Origin of the sequence: Mesorhizobium sp. M7A.F.Ca.ET.027.02.1.1, from assembly GCF_004022985.1 — a bacterium.
Classification (GTDB): Bacteria; Pseudomonadota; Alphaproteobacteria; order Rhizobiales; family Rhizobiaceae; genus Mesorhizobium.
This window is the reverse complement of the sequence record NZ_RZOL01000084.1, coordinates 1-18,247: the sequence shown is the minus strand read 5'-3', so window position 1 is coordinate 18,247 and position 18,247 is coordinate 1. Positions and strand designations below refer to the sequence as shown.

Annotated in this window: 19 protein-coding genes and 1 pseudogene; 5 read left to right on the top strand and 15 right to left on the bottom strand. The window is 63.0% G+C overall.

The window, feature by feature from the left end; translation table 11 throughout:
* A pseudogene (locus tag EN749_RS12340) lies at positions 1-499 on the top strand (NAD-dependent epimerase); the annotation flags it as partial.
* Between the two features lie 23 nt (positions 500-522).
* Here the strand turns inward: EN749_RS12340 and EN749_RS12335 are convergent.
* The 4 genes from EN749_RS12335 to EN749_RS12320 all read right to left on the bottom strand — a co-directional run bounded on the left by EN749_RS12335 (position 523) and on the right by EN749_RS12320 (position 4,577).
* Entirely contained in the window at positions 523-1,731 is a 1,209-nt protein-coding gene (locus EN749_RS12335) for a nickel/cobalt transporter (RefSeq protein WP_127809405.1), read from the bottom strand.
* A complete protein-coding gene (locus EN749_RS12330; protein WP_128363232.1) occupies positions 1,728-2,396 on the bottom strand; it encodes a DUF1007 family protein in 669 nt (222 codons plus the stop codon). The genes EN749_RS12335 and EN749_RS12330 overlap by 4 nt, the downstream gene beginning before the upstream one ends.
* Positions 2,397-2,478: 82 nt before the next feature.
* Complete coding sequence (locus EN749_RS12325) at positions 2,479-3,378, bottom strand: LysR family transcriptional regulator (protein ID WP_127272432.1); 900 nt, start codon at positions 3,376-3,378, stop codon at positions 2,479-2,481.
* A 2-nt stretch (positions 3,379-3,380) separates the two neighbouring features.
* Positions 3,381-4,577, bottom strand: a complete 1,197-nt coding sequence (locus EN749_RS12320) for an amidase (RefSeq protein WP_128363231.1) — start codon at positions 4,575-4,577, stop codon at positions 3,381-3,383.
* A gap of 540 nt (positions 4,578-5,117) precedes the next feature.
* Here EN749_RS12320 and odc2 point away from each other — a divergent pair.
* Both odc2 and EN749_RS12310 read left to right on the top strand, forming a co-directional pair.
* The gene (gene odc2, locus EN749_RS12315) at positions 5,118-6,251 is read left to right on the top strand and encodes an ornithine/lysine decarboxylase (protein WP_127320768.1); all 1,134 of its coding nucleotides are present in this window, start codon (positions 5,118-5,120) and stop codon (positions 6,249-6,251) included.
* Between the two features lie 171 nt (positions 6,252-6,422).
* Positions 6,423-6,992, top strand: coding sequence for an N-acetyltransferase (locus EN749_RS12310; protein WP_128363230.1), 570 nt, complete (start codon positions 6,423-6,425; stop codon positions 6,990-6,992).
* Between the two features lie 93 nt (positions 6,993-7,085).
* On the opposite strand, the gene EN749_RS12305 is transcribed toward EN749_RS12310, so the two are convergent.
* The 11 genes from EN749_RS12305 to flhA form a co-directional block, all read right to left on the bottom strand.
* Complete coding sequence (locus EN749_RS12305) at positions 7,086-7,370, bottom strand: SCP2 sterol-binding domain-containing protein (protein WP_013529756.1); 285 nt, start codon at positions 7,368-7,370, stop codon at positions 7,086-7,088.
* A gap of 198 nt (positions 7,371-7,568) precedes the next feature.
* Entirely contained in the window at positions 7,569-8,084 is a 516-nt protein-coding gene (locus EN749_RS12300) for a hypothetical protein (RefSeq protein WP_127270032.1), read from the bottom strand.
* A gap of 97 nt (positions 8,085-8,181) precedes the next feature.
* The gene (locus tag EN749_RS12295; protein WP_127270030.1) at positions 8,182-8,607 is read right to left on the bottom strand and encodes a hypothetical protein; all 426 of its coding nucleotides are present in this window, start codon (positions 8,605-8,607) and stop codon (positions 8,182-8,184) included.
* A gap of 13 nt (positions 8,608-8,620) precedes the next feature.
* The gene (locus tag EN749_RS12290) at positions 8,621-9,232 is read right to left on the bottom strand and encodes a rod-binding protein (protein ID WP_189367482.1); all 612 of its coding nucleotides are present in this window, start codon (positions 9,230-9,232) and stop codon (positions 8,621-8,623) included.
* Positions 9,233-9,333: 101 nt separating this feature from the next.
* Positions 9,334-10,227 (bottom strand): carbohydrate ABC transporter permease, encoded by an 894-nt coding sequence (locus EN749_RS12285; protein WP_127396336.1) that lies wholly within the window; start codon positions 10,225-10,227, stop codon positions 9,334-9,336.
* A 1-nt stretch (position 10,228) separates the two neighbouring features.
* On the bottom strand, positions 10,229-11,179 hold the full coding sequence (locus EN749_RS12280) for a sugar ABC transporter permease (protein WP_127271702.1): 951 nt from the start codon (positions 11,177-11,179) through the stop codon (positions 10,229-10,231).
* Between the two features lie 94 nt (positions 11,180-11,273).
* The gene (locus EN749_RS12275) at positions 11,274-12,599 is read right to left on the bottom strand and encodes an ABC transporter substrate-binding protein (protein ID WP_027038230.1); all 1,326 of its coding nucleotides are present in this window, start codon (positions 12,597-12,599) and stop codon (positions 11,274-11,276) included.
* A gap of 36 nt (positions 12,600-12,635) precedes the next feature.
* Entirely contained in the window at positions 12,636-13,721 is a 1,086-nt protein-coding gene (ugpC, locus tag EN749_RS12270; RefSeq protein WP_127271287.1) for a sn-glycerol-3-phosphate ABC transporter ATP-binding protein UgpC, read from the bottom strand.
* A 180-nt stretch (positions 13,722-13,901) separates the two neighbouring features.
* Complete coding sequence (locus EN749_RS12265; RefSeq protein WP_128363229.1) at positions 13,902-14,285, bottom strand: hypothetical protein; 384 nt, start codon at positions 14,283-14,285, stop codon at positions 13,902-13,904.
* A gap of 2 nt (positions 14,286-14,287) precedes the next feature.
* Complete coding sequence (gene fliR / locus EN749_RS12260) at positions 14,288-15,040, bottom strand: flagellar biosynthetic protein FliR (protein WP_023810025.1); 753 nt, start codon at positions 15,038-15,040, stop codon at positions 14,288-14,290.
* The gene (gene flhA, locus EN749_RS12255) at positions 15,037-17,124 is read right to left on the bottom strand and encodes a flagellar biosynthesis protein FlhA (RefSeq protein ID WP_127326668.1); all 2,088 of its coding nucleotides are present in this window, start codon (positions 17,122-17,124) and stop codon (positions 15,037-15,039) included. Before flhA ends, fliR begins: the two co-directional genes overlap by 4 nt.
* Before the next feature lie 148 nt (positions 17,125-17,272).
* On the opposite strand from flhA, the gene EN749_RS12250 reads away from it, so the two are divergent.
* Positions 17,273-17,572 carry a putative quinol monooxygenase gene (locus EN749_RS12250; RefSeq protein WP_128363228.1) on the top strand — a complete coding sequence of 100 codons (300 nt, stop codon included), beginning with the start codon at positions 17,273-17,275 and terminating at the stop codon, positions 17,570-17,572.
* Positions 17,573-17,706: 134 nt separating this feature from the next.
* Positions 17,707-18,247: chloride channel protein (locus EN749_RS12245; protein ID WP_145990905.1), on the top strand; the 541-nt coding region annotated here is incomplete at its 3' end.

The window sequence follows — 18,247 nt, the reverse complement described above, 5'->3', positions numbered from 1 at the left end:
CTATACCAGGCGCGGCTTCTTCGACGGTATCGGCATCCGGCTGCCGACGATCTGCGTGCGGCCGGGCAAGCCGAACAAGGCGGCGTCCGGCTTCTTCTCCGGCATCATCCGCGAGCCGTTGAGCGGCCACGAAGCGATCCTGCCGGTGCCGCGCTCGGTCGTGCACACGCATGCCAGCCCGCGCTCGGCGGTGAACTTCCTGATCCATGCGGCAGGGATCGACGGCAGCGCTGTCGGGCCACGCCGCAATCTGACGATGCCTGGCGTCGCCGTCACCGTCGGCGAGCAGATCGAGGCGCTGGAACGCATCGCCGGGCCGAAGGCGGTAAGCCTGATCCGCGAGGTTCCGGATGACACGATCTGGGCGATCGTCAAGGGCTGGCCGACGCGCTTCGAGGCAAAGCGGTCACAGGAGCTCGGCTTCAGCGCCGAAAAGAGTTTTGACGAGATCATCCGCGCTCACATCGAGGATGAGCTAGGCGGCAAGATCGCGGGTTAAACTCCGAACCTCGTGGCGCCGGCCTATCCGCCGCTCGCCAAACTCGCCGACAGCAGCAGCAGTCCGAACAGGAACACAAACGCCGCGCCGCCGATCTCGACGATCGAGTGGATGCGGTTGCCCATGCGGCCGTCGCCGGCGAAATACACCGCCCAGTTCTTGGCGGTCACCGCCAGTGTCGCCAGTGCCGAAACGGTGATGGCCGTGCCAAGCGACATCGCCAGCACCGACAGCAGGCCGCCGAGCCAGAGCCCGTTGAGCAGGGCGAAGCTCAGCACGATCAGGGCGCCGGAGCAGGGGCGGATGCCGACCGCCGCCACCGCCGTCCACGCCGTGCGCCAGTCGAAGCGGTCGCCCGACAGCAGCGCCGGATCGGGTGCGTGCGAATGGCCGCAGGTATCGCAGACTTCGCCGGCCGCGTGATCGTGATGAGCGTGATCGTGTTTGGCATGATCGTGATGATCGTGCGAAGGGCCGTGCACATGGTCATGCGCGTGTAGCGCGTGCGAATGAGCATGCGCCGAATGGCTGTGAGCTGCATGGGAGTGACCGGCATGCGAATGCGCGCCGTGCGAATGGCCCCCATGAGAATGACCCCCATGAGAATGACCGGCGTGAGAATGGCCGGCATGAGCCGCCGACAGGCTGTAGGCCGGGCCCTTGCCGAACAGACGCAGGACGGCGGGGCCGAGTTTGCGCCACAGCAGCCAGGCGCCGAACAGGGTGACGAAGACAAAGCTCATGATCTCCATGAACCAGGCCGCGTCCGTCATCGAGACGGAGGTGCCGCGCAGGACGAAATAGGCGACCCCCATCACCGCGATCGCGGTCAGGCCCTGCAGCAGCGCCGAGACGAAGGACAAGAGGATGCCGCGCCGCAACGCCACCTCATTGGCCACCATGTAGGACGAGATCACCGCCTTGCCGTGGCCGGGGCCGGCGGCATGGAAAATACCGTAGGCGAAGGACAGGCCGACGAGTATCCAGATCTTGCTGCCGTCCTGGCGCATCGCCTTCATCGCCGTTGCCAGCGCGCGGTAGAATTCCTGCTGCCTGAGATTGATCCACATCAGGATATGGGCGAACGGGCCGGTGGTGGGCGCCATGCCGTCATTGACGCCGATGCCGAGCGAACTCTGGGCATGAGCGGCGTCGGCGAAATGCATCATGGCGACAGTGAGGGCCAACAGGCCGAATGCCAAACGCAGGGACGGTTTCGTCACCGGCTTCATCCTTCTGGCTGACAGGCCAGTTCGAGCTTGGTGGCGAAGATCTTGCTCATATCGGTGCCGGTCGGATCGTTGAAAAAGGCATCGGTGAGGGTCTTCTGGTTTTCCTTGATAGCCTCGTCCGGATCCGGACGGACCACCTTGCTGGTGCAGTTCGAGGGCAGGCCTTCAACCGTGATGTTGGAGTCCTCGGTGAAGTCGATCGCCGTGTAGAATGTCGGATCGTAGACGCCGATATCGATCTTGCCGTGGAGCTTGATCGGCACCTTCGGTTCGGACTCGAAAAGGATGATCAGCTGATCGTTGTCGAAATTGGCCATCAGATGCGGCGGCGGCGTCATCGCCACGTCCTTGCCGTCAACGGTGACGAGCTGGAAGTAATTGAACTCGGCCAGCGAGGCATGAACGGTGTCGGCGACCTCCTTCAGCTCCTTGTCGTCGAGCTTCAGGTCGGAGTTCTTGTCGAACTCCATCATCACGGTCGAGGAAAACAGATCGTCGAAGCGCCAGAGATGACGCAGAGCCTTCACGCTTTGGTGATCCGGGGAGAGAATCACATCGAGGCGGGCCTCGGCGAAGACATGCGGATGCACGTAAGCCGGTCCAGTGGCGGCAAAAGTAGCCGCCAAGGCCGAAGCCAGCATGATTGCGTGCCGTTTCAGGTGCATTCTCGGTCCATAGGCCTCGGAAGAGTTGCCGAGAGTTACCAGAAAGGGGGCGAAATTGGAACCATGAGACTATCGACGCCGGTCAGCCAGCCTCGCGCGTCCTGAACCACTGCACCAAAAAGTCGACGAAGACGCGGACTTTCGCCGGCAGATAGCGGCGGTGCGGGTAGACGGCGAAGATGCCGCCGCCCGACAGGATACGGTCATCCATCACCGCCACCAGCCGGCCGCTCGCGAGGTCGGGCGCGGCGATGAAATCCGGCAGGACGGTAAATCCGAGGCCCGCCACGGCCGCGGCTCTCGCCGTCATCGGGCTGTTGACCTCGACCGGACCAGACACCGAAACGCTCACCGGATCGCCATTGTCGCCCTTGAACGGCCAGTTGTTCAGTCCGCGGCCATTGGTGTCGACGATGCAAGGCATGCGGCTGAGATCCTGCGGCCTTGTCGGCATGCCATGCCTGGCGATCAGTTCGGGGGAGGCGCAGAGCTTTATCGAAAACGGCGCCAGCCGCCTGGCGATCAGCGACGAGTTCTCCAGCCGCGAGATGCGCACCGCAAGATCGAAGCCCTCCTCGACCAGATCGACGAAGCGGTCGTCGAGCTGGATGTCGAGCACGATGTCGGGATGCTGCTTGGCGAAGTCGATCAGCGACTGGCCGATCGGCGCGTCGGCGAAGGTGCGCGGCGCCGACAGCTTGATCCGGCCGCGCACGTCGCCGGAGGATTCACGCACCGCGTCGGCCAGGCTGTCGACCTCGCGCACGATCTCCGAGGCGCGCCGGTAATAGGTGTGGCCGGCCTCGGTCATCGAGAACTGGCGCGTGGTGCGGTTGAGCAGCAAAGCGCCGAGTTCGTCCTCCAGCTCGCGCACATATTTCGACAGCAAGGCCTTGGAACGGCCGATCTTGCGCGCCGCCGCCGAAAAGCCCTCGGCCTCGACCACGTCGATGAAGGCACGCATGCGCGTCAGTGTGTCCATGGTCAGGCCTTTCGTGCCGCGTCGAGAAGTTTCCGGCCGAGCCGTATCAGGGCAATGTCGCTGCCGGAAGGGCCAAGCAGCGACAGGCCGAACGGGGCGCCGGCGACCGAGCCGACCGGCAGTGTGATCTGTGGAAAACCGGACAGGCCGGCCAGGCACAGAAGTTGGAGCGCCCGTTCGCGATAGGCCTGGAACTGCTCCGGCGTGCTGTCCACGTAAGGCGCCGGACCAGGCACGGTCGGCAGGACAAGGAAGCCGTTCCTGCCGAGCAGGGCGTTCAGTTCGCCGCGAAAGGTCAGACGTCGCACCTTCTCGGCCTGGGCTGTCCTGTCATCGACGGCACGGCCAAAGCCGAAACGCTCCTCGACACCGGGGCCGAGGCCGCGCTCGCCGCTGGTGATCCATTCGCCATGCACCGCCCAGGCCTCCCTGGCCTGCACCCGGCGAAAGCACCAATAGAGTTCATCGGGAGATGAGGAGAAGCGGATTGCCGGCGTCGCCGGCACGCCGAAGACCGCGCCCGCCAGCCCCTTCATTCCGGCATATTCGGCCAGCGCCGGGCGGGCGACCAATCCATCCAGCCAATCCAGCGCCAGCGGCCGGTCCAACACGTGCTGGTGCGGATCGCGGCCGAGCAGCAGCTTGCCGACGGTCTCGTAGGTCTCGATGTCGTCGGCGAACCAGCCGAACGTGTCGAGGCTCGGCGCCAGCTTCATCGTGCCGTCGAGCGGAATGCGGCCATGCGTGGTGCGCAGCCCGATCAGTCCGCAAAAGCTCGCCGGGGCGCGGATCGAGCCGCCGGTGTCTGAGCCGGTGGCGATATCGGCCAGCCTGCCCGCCACCGCCGCCGCCGCCCCCGATGAGGAGCCGCCGGTGACGCGGTCGGGTGCCGCCGGGTTCACCGGAAACGAGAAATGCGCATTCTGGCCGAACAGCGCGAAGGCAAGCTCGTCGGTCTGCGTCTTGCCGACGAAGCGTGCGCCGGCATCGAGGATCATCTGCACGGCGGGTGCGGTGCGCGAGGCCGCGTGGCTTTCGGCGAATTTTTGCAAATTGCCGCAACCGGTGCGGTAGCCGGCGACGTCGTAGATGTCCTTGACGGCCAGCCGCAGGCCGGCCAGCGGGCCTAGCTGGGCATGTGCCACCGGCATCCGGCGAAGATCGAGAAAGGCGTTGAGAGGGCCGTGCGTGCCTGTCATCGTTCGATATCCGGATACGGTTGCCGCAACATTGTTCGACGCCAGAAATTTTACAACCTGCGATACGATTTTTATTGATTGTGAAAGTCTTCGCCCTTATATCGCGCTTGCCCAAAGTCGCACGTGCCTGTGGGTGTCCGCCGATCCTCGAATGGTGAGGGAAATCGGTAAGGTAACTGGAGCCAACCCCTCCAGTCGGTCTAGCGGCCAACCGCCAGCCCGAGGACACCTTGAAGCAACGACGGTGCGGGCCTTTCTGGTGTTCTGCCGGTTGTCCAAAAACCGGGGTTACTGAAGAGGCACACCTTCATTGCCGGCAGTGCGGACGGGTCTCCCATCCAAGCCAAGGCAGACAAAGCGAACCAAGGCCGGGCAAGGCCAAGGTTCACCGCCGCGAGACGGCGCTTCATGGTTCCGGGGTCTCCACCGGCTGGTTCCATGGATATCCGTCCCGCCTTTGTCCACCGCGTGTTCGCGAGGCTGACAGCCCGCGTCCCGCAGCCTTATTGCGCGCCGAAAGGCGCTGATGGAGAGACCCCGATGGCCACCCAGCGCATCCTTGACTTCCTCGCCACCCGACGTCCGTCCGGCCCCTGCCTCGTCGTCGACCTCGATGTCGTGCGCGACAATTTCCGCGCCTTCGAGAAGGCGCTGCCCGATTCCAAGATCTACTATGCGGTGAAAGCAAACCCGGCACCGGAAATCCTGCGCCTGCTTGCTGCGATGGGCTCGTCCTTCGACACCGCTTCCGTTGCCGAAGTCGAGATGGCGATGGACGCCGGCGCGCCGGCGGACCGCATCTCCTTCGGCAACACCATCAAGAAGGAGCGTGACATCGCACGCGCCTACCAGCTCGGCATCCGCCTGTTCGCCGTCGATTGCGTCGAAGAGGTCGAGAAGATCGCCCGCGTCGCTCCAGGCGCGCGCGTGTTCTGCCGCGTGCTGACCGATGGCGAGGGCGCTGAATGGCCGCTGTCGCGCAAGTTCGGCTGCGTGCCAGCGATGGCCGTCGACGTGCTGCGCCATGCCAAGGGGCTCGGCCTCGACGCCTATGGCGTGTCGTTCCATGTCGGCTCGCAGCAGACCGACCTGACCGCCTGGGACCGTGCGCTGGCCGACGCCAAGGTGGTGTTCGCGACGCTCGCCGAGGAAGGCATCGTCTTGAAGATGGTCAATATGGGCGGTGGTTTCCCGACGCGCTATCTGCGTGACGTGCCAGCCGCCCAGGCCTATGGCCAGGCGATCTTCTCGGCGCTGCGCAAGCATTTCGGCAATGCGCTTCCCGAGACCATCATCGAGCCGGGCCGTGGCATGGTCGGCAATGCCGGCGTCATCAAGTCGGAAGTCGTGCTGATCTCGAAGAAAGCGGCCAACGACAATGTGCGCTGGGTGTTCCTCGACATCGGCAAGTTCGGCGGTCTTGCCGAGACGATGGACGAGGCGATCCGCTACCCGATCGTCACGCCGCATGACGGCACGGAGACCGCACCTTGCGTGCTCGCCGGCCCGACCTGCGATTCGGCCGACGTGATGTACGAGAAGACGCCCTATCCGCTGCCTTTGTCGCTGACCATCGGCGACGAGGTGCTGATCGAAGGCACCGGCGCCTACACGACCACCTACTCGGCGGTCGCCTTCAACGGCTTCGAGCCTCTCCGATCCTACGTGATCTGACGGCGCTTCCTCAGCGCATTTTCGGACGGCGAACCGGACACAACTTCGCCTAAAAATGCGCTGAGAGAGCCGATCAGATCATCCCCGGTGGGCGCGTGTCGTCCACCCGGGCTCGCCTGTGGAACAGATCTCCGCTCGCCAGGGATTGCGGAAATGGAAATGTCAGTTGAAATGAAAATGCCAGTTGAAATTGGGGGCCACGCACCGGCCTCTGTGATGGTCGCCGAAACCGCCGCCGATGTTGCGGCGCGCGAGGCGTTGCTCGATCGGGCCATGGGGCCGAAGCGCAGGAAAAAGTCGTCGGAGAAGCTGCGGCGTGGCCGGCGGCCCTCGGAAGGCCTGGCCTTCGTCGCCCGCGATGCTTCGGGCGGCGTGGCCGGCACCGTGCGGCTGTGGGATGTCAGGCTGGGCGAGGGCGGTGCGGCCGTGCTGCTGCTTGGCCCGCTTGCCGTCGACCCGTCGCTCAAGAATGCCGGCATCGGCTCGGCGCTGATGCGCCATGCCATCGCCGAAGCGGCGCGTCTCGGCCATGCCGCTATCCTTTTGGTCGGCGATGCGCCCTATTACGCGCGCTTCGGCTTCTCGGCCGAGAAGACCGGTTCACTTGCCATGCCAGGACCCTATGAGCGGCACCGCCTGCTGGCGCTGGAACTGGTGGAAGGCGCGCTTGACGGCGTGCACGGCACGCTGAAGGCGGCCGGCCGCAAGCTGAAGGCGCAGGAACTGATATCGGCGGCCTGACACGAAGCCGGCAGCATTTCATGCAAAAACGCCGCCCGAAAAGGCGGCGTTTTTTTGCGCTTGGTGGGTGCCGCCTTAGGCGGCTGGATGCCTTCAGCCAATCAGCTGGCTGAGCGCCATGGCGACGGTCATGTCGCCTTCGACCTTTATCTTGCCGGTCATGAACGCCATCGTCGGGTTCAGGTCGCCAGCGATCAGCGAATCCAGATCGTCGAGCGAGAGCTTGATGGTGCAGTCGGTGGGTGCATCGGTGTTCGAGACGGTTGCGCCGTCGATAACGATGACGCCGTCGCTGCCGGTGTCGAATTTCACGGAACGATCGAACCCGCTGCTGGCCACCCGCGACTTGATCTTCTCGGCAATCTCCTGAACGCTCACGCTGTTCTCCTTGTCTGGTTGCATCTGTCTCGCAACGGCGCTTCGATCCAGCCGAAGCCCATGCCGCGGTTTCGCGATCACGGTCGCTGCCGCATATAGCTTTGGGTTGACGTTTACGTCAACGCGAATTCGGGCGGTTGGTTCCTGCCGTCGCGGCAGGTGAGCCCCGGTGAGGCCGGGACTCCGAGCCGGGGCAACTCAGTGTTCCTTGAACGCCTTGGTCATTTCGCTCGCCGTCTCACTTTTCTTGCGGCGCAGCCAGTTGTCGCGGATTTCGTCCTTCGACAGGAAATTGACCTGGTCGATCAGAACCTCATGCACCAAGGGCGCGCCGACACGCGCGTTGACGGTATCGCGGATTGCGGCGCGGAAGGCATCGAGATCGATCGTCGCCTTGTTGGTGAAGTCGATCTGCGGATTGGAATAGAGGTAGGAATAGACCTGATCGGTGATCAGCGCTTCGGCCGGAATGGACAGCTTCTTTATCTGCTCGGGTTCGACGGTGTAGACGAGCTTGGTCAGGAAATAGCCGCCGATCTCAGAATCGCGGATCAGCGGCACCGAAATGATGTCGGTCTTGACGTAGTCGAGACCGCCCAGCATCGGCTTCGGCGTTTCGCCGACACCGCGCTCTCCGGCCGCCTGAAACGAATAGAATACTGCGCCGAGAGTTGCTGCGCAGATCCAGACGGCGATGGCGATGACCTTGATCATCGGCTCTTGTCAGTCCCTTGATCAGTCCCTTGTGAAGGCGACGCGGCACTGCGCCGTTGCTTCGGCAGTATCTCCCAAGTGTCGCTCGTGTTCGGCATCATGCCTTCATCCAGCCGAACTCGCCGGCGGAGTAGGTGCCGTCGGTCTCGGCGCGCTGGATGGCGTGCCGCAGCAGGCTGGCGACTTCGTTGACCGCGCTGAGATGCGCCAGGATCGCCGCTTCGTTCTTCGCCAGCTTCTGGCGCAGCCGGGTCAGGCCCTCGCGGTGCTGTTCGAGGAATTCGGCTTCGCTGCCGCCCTTCATGGCGCGCGTCAACTCGTAGAGGTAGCGGCTCTTGCGGGCGTTCGATGCCTTGAGATCATAGTTGGTCGCGTTGCGGATGCCGGCGGTCTCTTCCTCGACCACTTCCTCGATGCGACCGATGATGGCGGCGAGGTTGCCGGGCCGCGCGAACGGGATCGGCGCTTCCGACGCGGTCGTGCGTGCTGGCAGATTGGGGGTGGATTCTGAAAAGTCGGCCATGGCGTTTCCCAGTTTAGATCTTGATGTTTGTTTTTATGGTCGTCTCGTCACCGGTCATCGACCCCGCAGCCTTGCGCTGCAATTGGTGGACCAGCGAGGTCGACAGGCTGTTTTGCTGGTCGATCTCGGTCTTTTCCAACCCGCCCGAGACCGGACCGACCGGAACCACGCGCTTGCCTTCGAGATAGTGGTCGGCAAGCATCGACTTGGCGATGCCGATGCCGCCGCGTTCGGCCATCACGTCGGCCACCCGCTCGGCAAGCTGCGATTTCCACATGTCGCCAGCCAAGCCCTTGCCGTAGACGCCCTCGGTGTCCTTTGGCAGCATGTTCTGGATGAAGGTCTGCAGCACCATCGCCTCGAACTTCTTGAATTTGTTGGCCGGGTCGGTTGCAGCGGCGGCCTTGTCGGCGGTGGCGCGCGACAGGATCGAGCCGGCATCGACCGAAGCGGCGGTGTCGAGTGAAAACGTGCCCGCAGCGCCGCCGGCCCGCTTTGCCAGCGCGGCGCGGGCGGTCTCGATATCCGCCGGGTCGGCGGCTCGGGCCACATCCATAACGATGTCGCTGGGTGGAGAAATCGCCAAGAAAGTCCGCCTTTTACCGGTTTTCCCTGACCAGACCATGCCTCAACAAGCTTGTGGCAGGCTTGCGGGGAGGGAGCGGAGTGCGGGGATCGGATCGAAGCTGCCGGCTTTGCGCCGAGGGTGGGATTTCCGCCTCAGCTTCACTCCTTGACCGCCCCCGTCATCGAGGAGACGTAGTGTTCGACAAAGAATGAATAGAGCACCACCACCGGCAGGGAGCCGATCAGCGCGCCTGCCATCAGGGCTCCCCATTCATAGACGTCCGAACGTACGAGCTCGGTAAGCACGCCGACCGGCACGGTCTTGTTTTCGGACGACTGGATAAAGGTCAAGGCGTAGATGAATTCGTTCCATGACAGGGTGAAAGCGAAGATGCCGGCGGAGATCAGACCGGGCACCGACAGCGGCAGAACTATCTTGGTCAGGATTTGCCAGCGGCTCGCGCCGTCGATCAGCGCGCATTCTTCCAGTTCGAAAGGGATCGAGCGGAAGTAGCCCATCAAGAGCCACGTGCAGAATGGAATGAGGAAGGTCGGATAGGTGAGGATCAGTGCGAACGGCGTATCGTAAAGGCCGAGGTTGAACACCATTACCGACAGTGGAATGAACAGAATCGAGGGCGGCACGAGATAGGCCAGGAAGATCGCCAAGCCGACCTGCCGCGCCCCGGAAAACCTCAAGCGCTCGATCGCATAGGCAGCGAACACCGCTGCCAGCAGCGACAGGAAAGTTGAGGCGGTCGAGATGATGATCGTGTTGAGAAGCCAACCCGGATAGGACGTGTCGAAGAGCAGATACCGAATATGCTCGAGCGTCGGATGGACGACCCAGAACGGGTTGAAATTGGCATAATCCGTCATCTCGAGATTGGGTTTCACCGCCGTGATCGTCATCCAGTAGAACGGGAACAGCAGCACGATGACGAATATCAGGAGCGGCAGATAAACGGTGACCACGCGCCGGGGCAGGCTCTGGAGATAGCCCATGCCGCCTTCATCCGTGTTCGGACGATTGTTCGTTTCGATCGCGGCCATGTCAGTCTCCACCGCCCTGCTGCCATTTACGACGTTGCAGCCCGAAATAGCTGAAAAGGATCGCCGCTAGCAGGAACGGGATCATCGCCACCGCGATCGCGGCTCCCTCGCCAAGCTGGCCGCCGGAAATGCCGCGCTGGAACGAGAGCGTCGCCATCAGATGGGTGGCATTCACCGGTCCGCCGCGAGTCAGCACATAGATCAACTGGAAATCGGTGAAGGTGAACAGGACCGAAAAGGTCATGGTGATGGCGATGATCGGCGTCAGCAGCGGCAGCGTCACATAGCGGAACAACTGCCAACGGCTGGCGCCGTCGAGCGTCGCGGCCTCGTAAAGCGATTGGGGAATCGTCTGCAGGCCGGCCAGCAGCGTGATGGCCACGAAAGGAATGCCGCGCCAGACATTGGCAGCGATCACCGAGGCGCGCGCGTTCTCCGGATCGCCAAGGAAATTGATGCGGTGATCGATCAGTCCCATTTCCATGAGAGCCCACGACAGGATGGAGAACTGCGAATCGTAGATCCACCAGAAGGCGATGGCCGAGAGCACCGTCGGCACCACCCACGGCAGCAGGACAATCGCGCGGAAGAACGATTTGAAGGGAAGGTTCTGGTTGAGGATGAGCGCCAGCCAGAGGCCGAGCGCGAATTTCAGGATCGAGGCGCTGATCGTGTAGAGCAAGGTGTTGAAGACGGAGAGCCAGAAGACGGCGTCGCTCCACAGATATTCATAGTTTTCGACGCCGATGAAGATGCCGGGGCGGCCGATGCGGGCATCGGTGAAGCCGAGCCAGACGCCGAGCCCCAGCGGATAGGTCAGGAAGACAAGCAGCAGTGCAGCCGCCGGAAGCATGAAGCCGAAGCCAAGTGCGTTCCTGCTTTCGCTCCAGCGCGACAGAATCCGTGAGAAGATCGAAGGTCGCGGCTGGATAGCAGCTGACGGCACGGCCATGGGTTGGCTCCTGCTGAGGTCTCATTGATAGGCCGGATCGGCCGCGACGCAATCCGAAGCCAGCCGGGCAGCCGCGCTGCCCGGCTGAGCCGGCTCAAACGCGATAATAGCGATTTGCCCGCTTCTCGGCCTCTTCCATTGCCTCTTGCGGCGTGGCCTGGCCGGTCACCGCTTTGGCGAACATGTCGACCAGCACGTAGTCGGCCATGGTTGCCGCCGAGGCATAGCCGAGCGGCCCGGCATAGCCGTTAGGCCGCAGAGTAGCCGAAGCCTTGGCGTAAGCGGCGTTGTTGGGATCGGCAGTCCACACGGGGTTGTTGTCGAATGCCTTCAGTGTCTGGCAGCAATATCCGGCCGAGGAGGTGATCCAGTCCTTCATTTGCGGTTCCTCGAACATGAACTGCAAATACGCCTTAGCCGCGTTAGGGTAGGGCGTGTAATTGAAGATGACAGCCGTGGTCACCTGGAACAATTCGACGGATTTGCCGACAGGACCGATGGGCAGGTTGGTCGTGCGTATGTCCTTGGCGATTTCAGCCAGCTTTGGATCTTTGTCCTTGTTGATCTTGGCCGTGTTGTAGGCAGAAATTCCATTGGCGATCACCCCCAGTTCGCCGGCCAGGAAGGCGCGGTTGTTGTTGACGTCGAGCCAGCTTTCGGTGCCTGGAATGAAGGTCTTGTAGAGTTCCTGCGCGTATTCGATCGCCTTGAGGGTCTCGGGGCTGTTGATCGTTACCTTGCCACTCTCGTCGACCATCTGGCCGCCATGGCTCCACAGCAGCCAATGAGCATAGTTGTTGCCGTCACCGACGCCATGGCCATGCGTGAAGCCGGCAGGATGTCCCTTCGCTTGCAAGGCCTTGCAAAGTTCCAGGAAGCCTTTCGTGTCCTTGGGAAACTCCGAAAAGCCGGCCTCTTTCACCCAGCTTTCCCGATAGACGATGGCATTGCCGATCGTGGCCAGGGGCAGGCCGACGAACTTCCCGTCGCGTGTCGCATATTGCTTAGGTCCCTCGTGCCAGCCGCCATATTTCGAGCCGAGATACTCGCCCAGTTCGCTCACGTCGTGCAGCTTGTCGGGATATTGGTGCGGGTCATCGAACCAGACGAACATCAGGTCGGGGCCGGACCCGACATTTGCTGCGACCGCCGCCTTGGGACGAATGTCCTCCCAGCTTTCCTTGTCGACGCGAACCTCGACACCTGTCGCCTCGGTGAAGCGTTTGGTGTTGGCCAGCCATTGGTCCTCATCGCCCTGGACGAAGGGCGACCAGCGCAGCAGTCTAAGCTTGGCGCCATCCTCGGGTTTGTATTTCAGTCCGTCCTGGGCAAGGGCCGGAGAGCTGATGAACCGACTTCCCAAGGCACCCGCCGCCGCGCCGGCGGTGGTGCGGATCACGTCGCGTCTGGTGAACTTCATGCTCGTTTCCTCCTGTTGTTGTCCTTGCCTGTGGTCCTACTGATCGATACGTGTCTGGAATCTCTGTCCGGTTTCTGCGTGAAAGAGATGGATAAGGCTGGGCTCGGCCGTAAGCCGGATGGTTTCGCCCGGCGTAAAGGAATGTCGTTCCCGGAAATTCGCGACGATCTCTTCGCCGCCGGCTGTCCGGCCGATGAGCTGCACTTCGGACCCGGTTGGTTCAACCACCGCGACGGTGACCGGAATGCCCTGGTCGTCGGACAGCCGCAAATGCTCGGGCCTTATTCCCAGCACCACAGGCTCGCCATTGCGGATGGAAAGTGCCGAGGCCAACGGGACCGAAATCCCCCCGGCGCCGCGGAACGAGGGTGAGCCGTCGGTAGCGATCTCGCCCCTCAGCAAATTCATGGCCGGCGAGCCGATAAAGCTGGCGACAAAAAGATTGTTCGGCCGGTCATAGAGTTCCAGCGGCGGCCCTATCTGCTCGACGATGCCGTCATGCATGACCACGATCTTGTCAGCCATGGTCATGGCTTCGATTTGATCGTGAGTGACGTAGACTGTCGTGGTCTTGAGGCGCTGGTGCAGTTCCTTGATCTCGGCGCGCATCTGCACCCTGAGTTTGGCGTCGAGATTGGACAGCGGTTCGTCGAAGAGAAAGACCGCCGGATCACGAACGATCGCGCGGCCCATTGCGACGCGCTGGCGTTGGCCGCCGGAAAGCTGCCGAGGATAGCGAGCCAGCAACGGCACCAGCCCAAGGATTTCGGCCGCGCGGCGCACGCCGGCATCGCTCTCCGGCTTGGAAACTCCTTTGAGCATCAGCGAGAACGCCATGTTCTCGGCAACGGTCATGTGTGGGTAGAGCGCATAGTTCTGGAAGACCATGGCGACGTCGCGCTCCTTGGGCGCAACGTTGTTGACGACACGTTCGCCAATCGCGATCTGGCCGCGTGAAATCTTTTCCAGGCCGGCGATCATTCTGAGGAGGGTTGATTTTCCGCAGCCCGACGGTCCGACCAGAGTGACGAACTCGCCGTCCTCGATGTTCACGCTGACCCCGTGCAGGATCTCGACAGCGCCGAATGATTTATAAACTTCGCCAATTGCGACAGACGCCATCGATCCTCCCAACAAATTCCCGCGACGTCGTCGAAGGAACAACGCTTCCGCTAGCGACAGCCCTGGCTCCTCCCAGGCTCACGCTAGGCCGAAACGGTAGCGCTACCAAACCGGGCTGTAAAGCGTTTACGGGAAAGCCGAACCTTGGAGGGTCCGCTTCGCGCCACGCAATCCTCCCAGCTACTCCTGCGTCCGCTTCTGCGTGATCAGGTCCAGCCGCTCGCGGTCGGAGCGTTCGCGTTCGTCGCGGCTGCGTACGTCCTTGTAGGCGCGCTCGACCATATTGGTGCGGGCGGACGCCGCGGCGATGAGGCTGGCTTCCTGCCTGGCGCTCGCCAGGTTCGCTTCCTGGCGCACGACCGCCTGGGCAATGCGGCGATGGTAGAGATCGGGAAACAGGGCGGAGAGCGAATCGGCCTGGTCGAAATGGCCGACCAGTTCCTTGGCCTCGGCCTCGGCGGCACTGGCCGCCGCAAGGAAGGTGGCGTGGCGGGTTTCGTGCAGCGCCTTCAGCTGTTCCTGAACCTTGACCAGCTTCTTGAGGCGGTCCTTGCGCGTGCTCATTTCTATCTCGCCAATGTCAGATCGACGAAGCCGTCGACGAACAGCGACAGCATGGTGCCGACGGCGAAATAGAAGATGATCATGCCGCCGGCGATGATGAAGGGCTGGGAGATGAAATAGATCGGGATCTGCGGCGTCAGCTTGTTGACGAAGCCGATCGTCAGATTGACGAGAATAGCATAGGCGACGAACGGGCTGCCGAGGCGGATGACCAGGAAGAACGTGTCCGACACCGTGTCGGTGACATCGACGAGGGCGGCCTGCGGGTTGAAGAAGACGTTGACCGGCGCGACCGTGTAGGAGGAAACCAGCGCGCGTATTATCTCGTGGTCGAAATCGAAGACGAACAGCATCAACAGCGCCGAGAACGAGATGATTGCGGCAAGGGCTGCCTGGGGTTCGGGCTCCTCGATCGCCGGTCCGCCGGTCCCGCCATAACCGACCAGCATGGCGATGGCCGAGCCCATGAAGCGCAGGGCTTCCATGTAGAGCCTGGTCATGGCGCCGATCAGGCCGCCGACCAGAAGTTCCGAGATGATCATCGGCACAAGGATCTGCGGGCGCGGGTCGACGAAAGGAAAGATCTTGTCCCACAGAAAGGCGAGCAGGCCGCCGGTGGCGGCGACCGCCACGAACAACCTGACCTGGACCGGGACGCGGGCGCTGGACAGGCCCGGCATCAGCATGAAACAGGCGCCGATGCGGCAGAAGGCGAGGAACGCCGCGATGACGACGCCTTGCGACAGCACGCTCACGATATGGTTCCGAGCACCTTGATCTCGACGCCCTTGGCGATTTCGACATGGCTGAGCACCGGCAGAGTGGTGAACAGGCGCTCGATGATCATGCGCACATAGGGGCGGGCGTCGGGCGCGGTGACGAGGACGAAACGCTCGCCGGCTTCCAGATATTTCTTGATCGCCTTGGTGGCGTCCTGGCCGAACTCCTCGAGCTGACGCGGGTCGATGTCGAATTCGCGCACCTCGCCCTTGGCGTCGCGCTTGAGGCTCTGGTGGAAGGCGAGGTCCCAGCGGTTGCCGAGGCGAAGCACTTTCAGCACGCCGCCCTCGGACAGGTCGCCGCATATCTGCTGGGCCATGCGGATGCGGACATGCTCGACGATCTGCTCGGTGCGGCGCACATGCGGCGCGATCTCGGCGATCGCCTCGATGATCAGGTGCAGATTGCGGATCGAGACGCGCTCGGCCAGCAGCAGCTTCAACACCGCCTGCAGGCCGGGATAGGAGATGTGCGTGGTGCAGATCTCGTCGGCGAGCTTGCGGTATTCCTGGTCCTGGCGTTCGAGCAGCGCCTTCATGTCCTTGTAGGACAGAAGCTGCGGCAGGTTGTTGCGGATGACCTCGGAGAGATGGGTGAGCAGCACCGACATGTTGTCGGCGAAGGTGTAGTTCTCGCGCTTCAAATCCTCGGCGAAGGCTTCGACCACGGAATAGGCGCGCATGCCGAAGGCCGGCTCGCGGATTTCCTCGCCCGGTATCTCGGGTATGTCGCGGTTGCCGAGCAGCACCATGATCTCGCCGACGCGCATCTGGTACTCGGCCACCACGGTGCCGTGCACCTTGATCTGGTAGCTCTTCGGCGGGATGGCGAAATCGTCGGCGACGCGCACTTCCGGCACGACGAAGCCGTACTGGGTGGCGAATTTTTTGCGCATCTTGCCCATGCGGAAAACCAGTTCCTGATGCGACGTCAGCAGCCTTGTCGACAGCTGCTTGCCGATCAAAAGCTCGATCTCGGCGGTGGCGAGCGAAGCCTTGACCGAGTTCTTCTCCTCTTCGACCTTGGTCGCCTTTTCCTGGTCCTTGATCGCCTCGGCTTCGGCGACGGCGCGGTTGGCGCGCATCGGGATGACATAGCCGAGACCGGCCATGCCGGCGGCGAGCGCAAAGAACGGGAACAGCGGCAGGCCGGGCATCAGGCCGAGCAGGACCAGCAGCGATGCCGCGACATAGAGGGCGCGCGGGTGGGCACCGAGCTGGCCGAACACCGCCTGGTTGGTCGAGCCGCGGGTGCCGCCCTTGGAGACGAGCAGGCCGGCGGCGAGCGACACGATCAGTGCCGGGATCTGGGTGACGAGGCCGTCGCCGACCGACAGCTTGATGAACACGTCGGCGGCTTCGCCCATGCCCATGCCGTGCCTGATGTAGCCGATGGCAATGCCGCCGACGATGTTGATGGCGGTGATGATGAGGCCGGCGATGGCGTCGCCGCGCACGAACTTCGAGGCGCCGTCCATCGAGCCGAAGAAGGAGCTTTCTTCTTCCAGTTCACGGCGGCGCAGCTGCGCGGTCTTGTCGTCGATCATCCCGGCGGAGAGGTCGGCGTCGATCGACATCTGCTTGCCGGGGATGGCATCGAGGGTGAAGCGGGCGCCGACTTCGGCGATACGGGTGGCGCCCTTGGTGATGACGATGAAGTTCACCACGATCAGGATCATGAAGACGATCAGGCCGATGACGAAGTCGCTGGCCATCACCAGCTTGGAGAAGCCGGCGATGACATAGCCGGCCGCATGCGTGCCCTCATTGCCGTGCGACAGGATCATGCGCGTGGTGGCGATGTTGAGCGACAGCCTGAGCATGGTGGCGATGAGCAGCACGGTCGGGAACGACGAGAAATCGAGAGGCCGCTGGATCCACAGCGCCACCATCAGGATCAGCACCGAAAGCGCGATCGAGAAGGCGAGGCCGATGTCGATGAGAAAGGCCGGAATCGGCAGAAACAGGACGGCCAGGATGATGACGATGCCGATGGCGAAGAAGACGTCGCGGCCGTTCTTGGCCACCGCGCCGGGCTGAATGCTTTCGCTGATCGCCATATCGTCCTCAAACCCCATAGACTGCCGAGCGCACGACAGCCCTGTGAGGGTAGCCCGCCAAGCTTGCGCGAGGGTGGGAGACTGGCTAGTTCGAACGACCATGCGCAGGCCGCCGTGCCGGTCGGCCTTGTAAAGAAGGGGAAAACCCATGCTTCTGATCATCGGCACCATCCGCCTGCCGCCAAACAAATTGGAGGAAGCTAAGCCCGCTATGGAACGCATGGTTTCCGGCAGCCGCGCCGAGCCCGGCTGTCTCGAATATTCCTATGCGCAGGATGTTTTCGATGCCGGGCTCATCCGGGTCACGGAAGTCTGGAGCGACAGGACGGCGCTCGAGGCGCATTTCCGTTCGCCGCACATTGCGGACTGGCGTGCGAGCTGGCCGGCGCTTGGCATAGGCGAGCGCAACCTCGTGCTCTATGAAGCCGGCGAGCCCATGCCGACCTGAACGGTCCATCGGCCGATCGATATCGCGCCCGCTGTCGCCAATGTGGTGTCTGTCGGCATTGTGGTTGCCATGCCGTGCCGCCGGGCGTATCAGGCTGGCTTTCCACTGCCTTTCGATATCGGCGAGCCGCCCCGGTGCTTTCCAGAAACCACAGCGAAGTCTACGCCCGCCGGCTGCGCGCGGTGCTGATCAGGTCGTTGCCCCTGCTCGAGGCACGCGGCATCGTGGTGGTCGTTCTCGCCGGTGTCGTAGGCGTGATGGCTGGCATATTGGTCACGGCGATGAGCCAGATCGTGCAGGACCTGCACGGGCTGCTGTTCGGCGTTCAGCCAGGCGGCCGGCTTTCCGGCATGTTCTCGCTCGCCAATCCGATGCAGGCGCTGATACCGGCGATCGGCGGCATGCTGCTGGGGCTGACGGTGGTCTGGCTCAGGATACGGAAATTCCGCACGCCGATCGACCCGATCGAAGCCAATGCGCTCTATGGCGGGCGCATGTCGCTGACCGACACCTTCATCATCGCCGGCCAGACGATGATCTCCAGCGGTTTTGGCGCCTCGGTCGGGCTGGAAGCCGGCTATACGCAGGTTGGCTCCGGGCTGGCATCGCGGCTGGCGGGCATCTTCAGGCTGCGCCGCAACGATGTCCGCATCCTGGTCGGCTGTGGTGCGGCCG

Coding starts and splice junctions, on each gene's coding strand:
- EN749_RS12295 (WP_127270030.1), bottom strand. CDS start 8,607: ATGGCCGACTTTTCAGAATCCACCCCCAATCTGCCAGCACGCACGACC.
- EN749_RS12265 (WP_128363229.1), bottom strand. CDS start 14,285: ATGAGCACGCGCAAGGACCGCCTCAAGAAGCTGGTCAAGGTTCAGGAA.
- EN749_RS12280 (WP_127271702.1), bottom strand. CDS start 11,179: ATGGCCGTGCCGTCAGCTGCTATCCAGCCGCGACCTTCGATCTTCTCA.
- EN749_RS12300 (WP_127270032.1), bottom strand. CDS start 8,084: ATGATCAAGGTCATCGCCATCGCCGTCTGGATCTGCGCAGCAACTCTC.
- EN749_RS12325 (WP_127272432.1), bottom strand. CDS start 3,378: ATGGACACACTGACGCGCATGCGTGCCTTCATCGACGTGGTCGAGGCC.
- odc2 (WP_127320768.1), top strand. CDS start 5,118: ATGGCCACCCAGCGCATCCTTGACTTCCTCGCCACCCGACGTCCGTCC.
- EN749_RS12285 (WP_127396336.1), bottom strand. CDS start 10,227: ATGGCCGCGATCGAAACGAACAATCGTCCGAACACGGATGAAGGCGGC.
- EN749_RS12250 (WP_128363228.1), top strand. CDS start 17,273: ATGCTTCTGATCATCGGCACCATCCGCCTGCCGCCAAACAAATTGGAG.
- EN749_RS12310 (WP_128363230.1), top strand. CDS start 6,423: ATGAAAATGCCAGTTGAAATTGGGGGCCACGCACCGGCCTCTGTGATG.
- EN749_RS12320 (WP_128363231.1), bottom strand. CDS start 4,577: ATGACAGGCACGCACGGCCCTCTCAACGCCTTTCTCGATCTTCGCCGG.
- EN749_RS12335 (WP_127809405.1), bottom strand. CDS start 1,731: ATGAAGCCGGTGACGAAACCGTCCCTGCGTTTGGCATTCGGCCTGTTG.
- EN749_RS12330 (WP_128363232.1), bottom strand. CDS start 2,396: ATGCACCTGAAACGGCACGCAATCATGCTGGCTTCGGCCTTGGCGGCT.
- ugpC (WP_127271287.1), bottom strand. CDS start 13,721: ATGGCGTCTGTCGCAATTGGCGAAGTTTATAAATCATTCGGCGCTGTC.
- EN749_RS12275 (WP_027038230.1), bottom strand. CDS start 12,599: ATGAAGTTCACCAGACGCGACGTGATCCGCACCACCGCCGGCGCGGCG.
- flhA (WP_127326668.1), bottom strand. CDS start 17,124: ATGGCGATCAGCGAAAGCATTCAGCCCGGCGCGGTGGCCAAGAACGGC.
- EN749_RS12290 (WP_189367482.1), bottom strand. CDS start 9,232: ATGGTCTGGTCAGGGAAAACCGGTAAAAGGCGGACTTTCTTGGCGATT.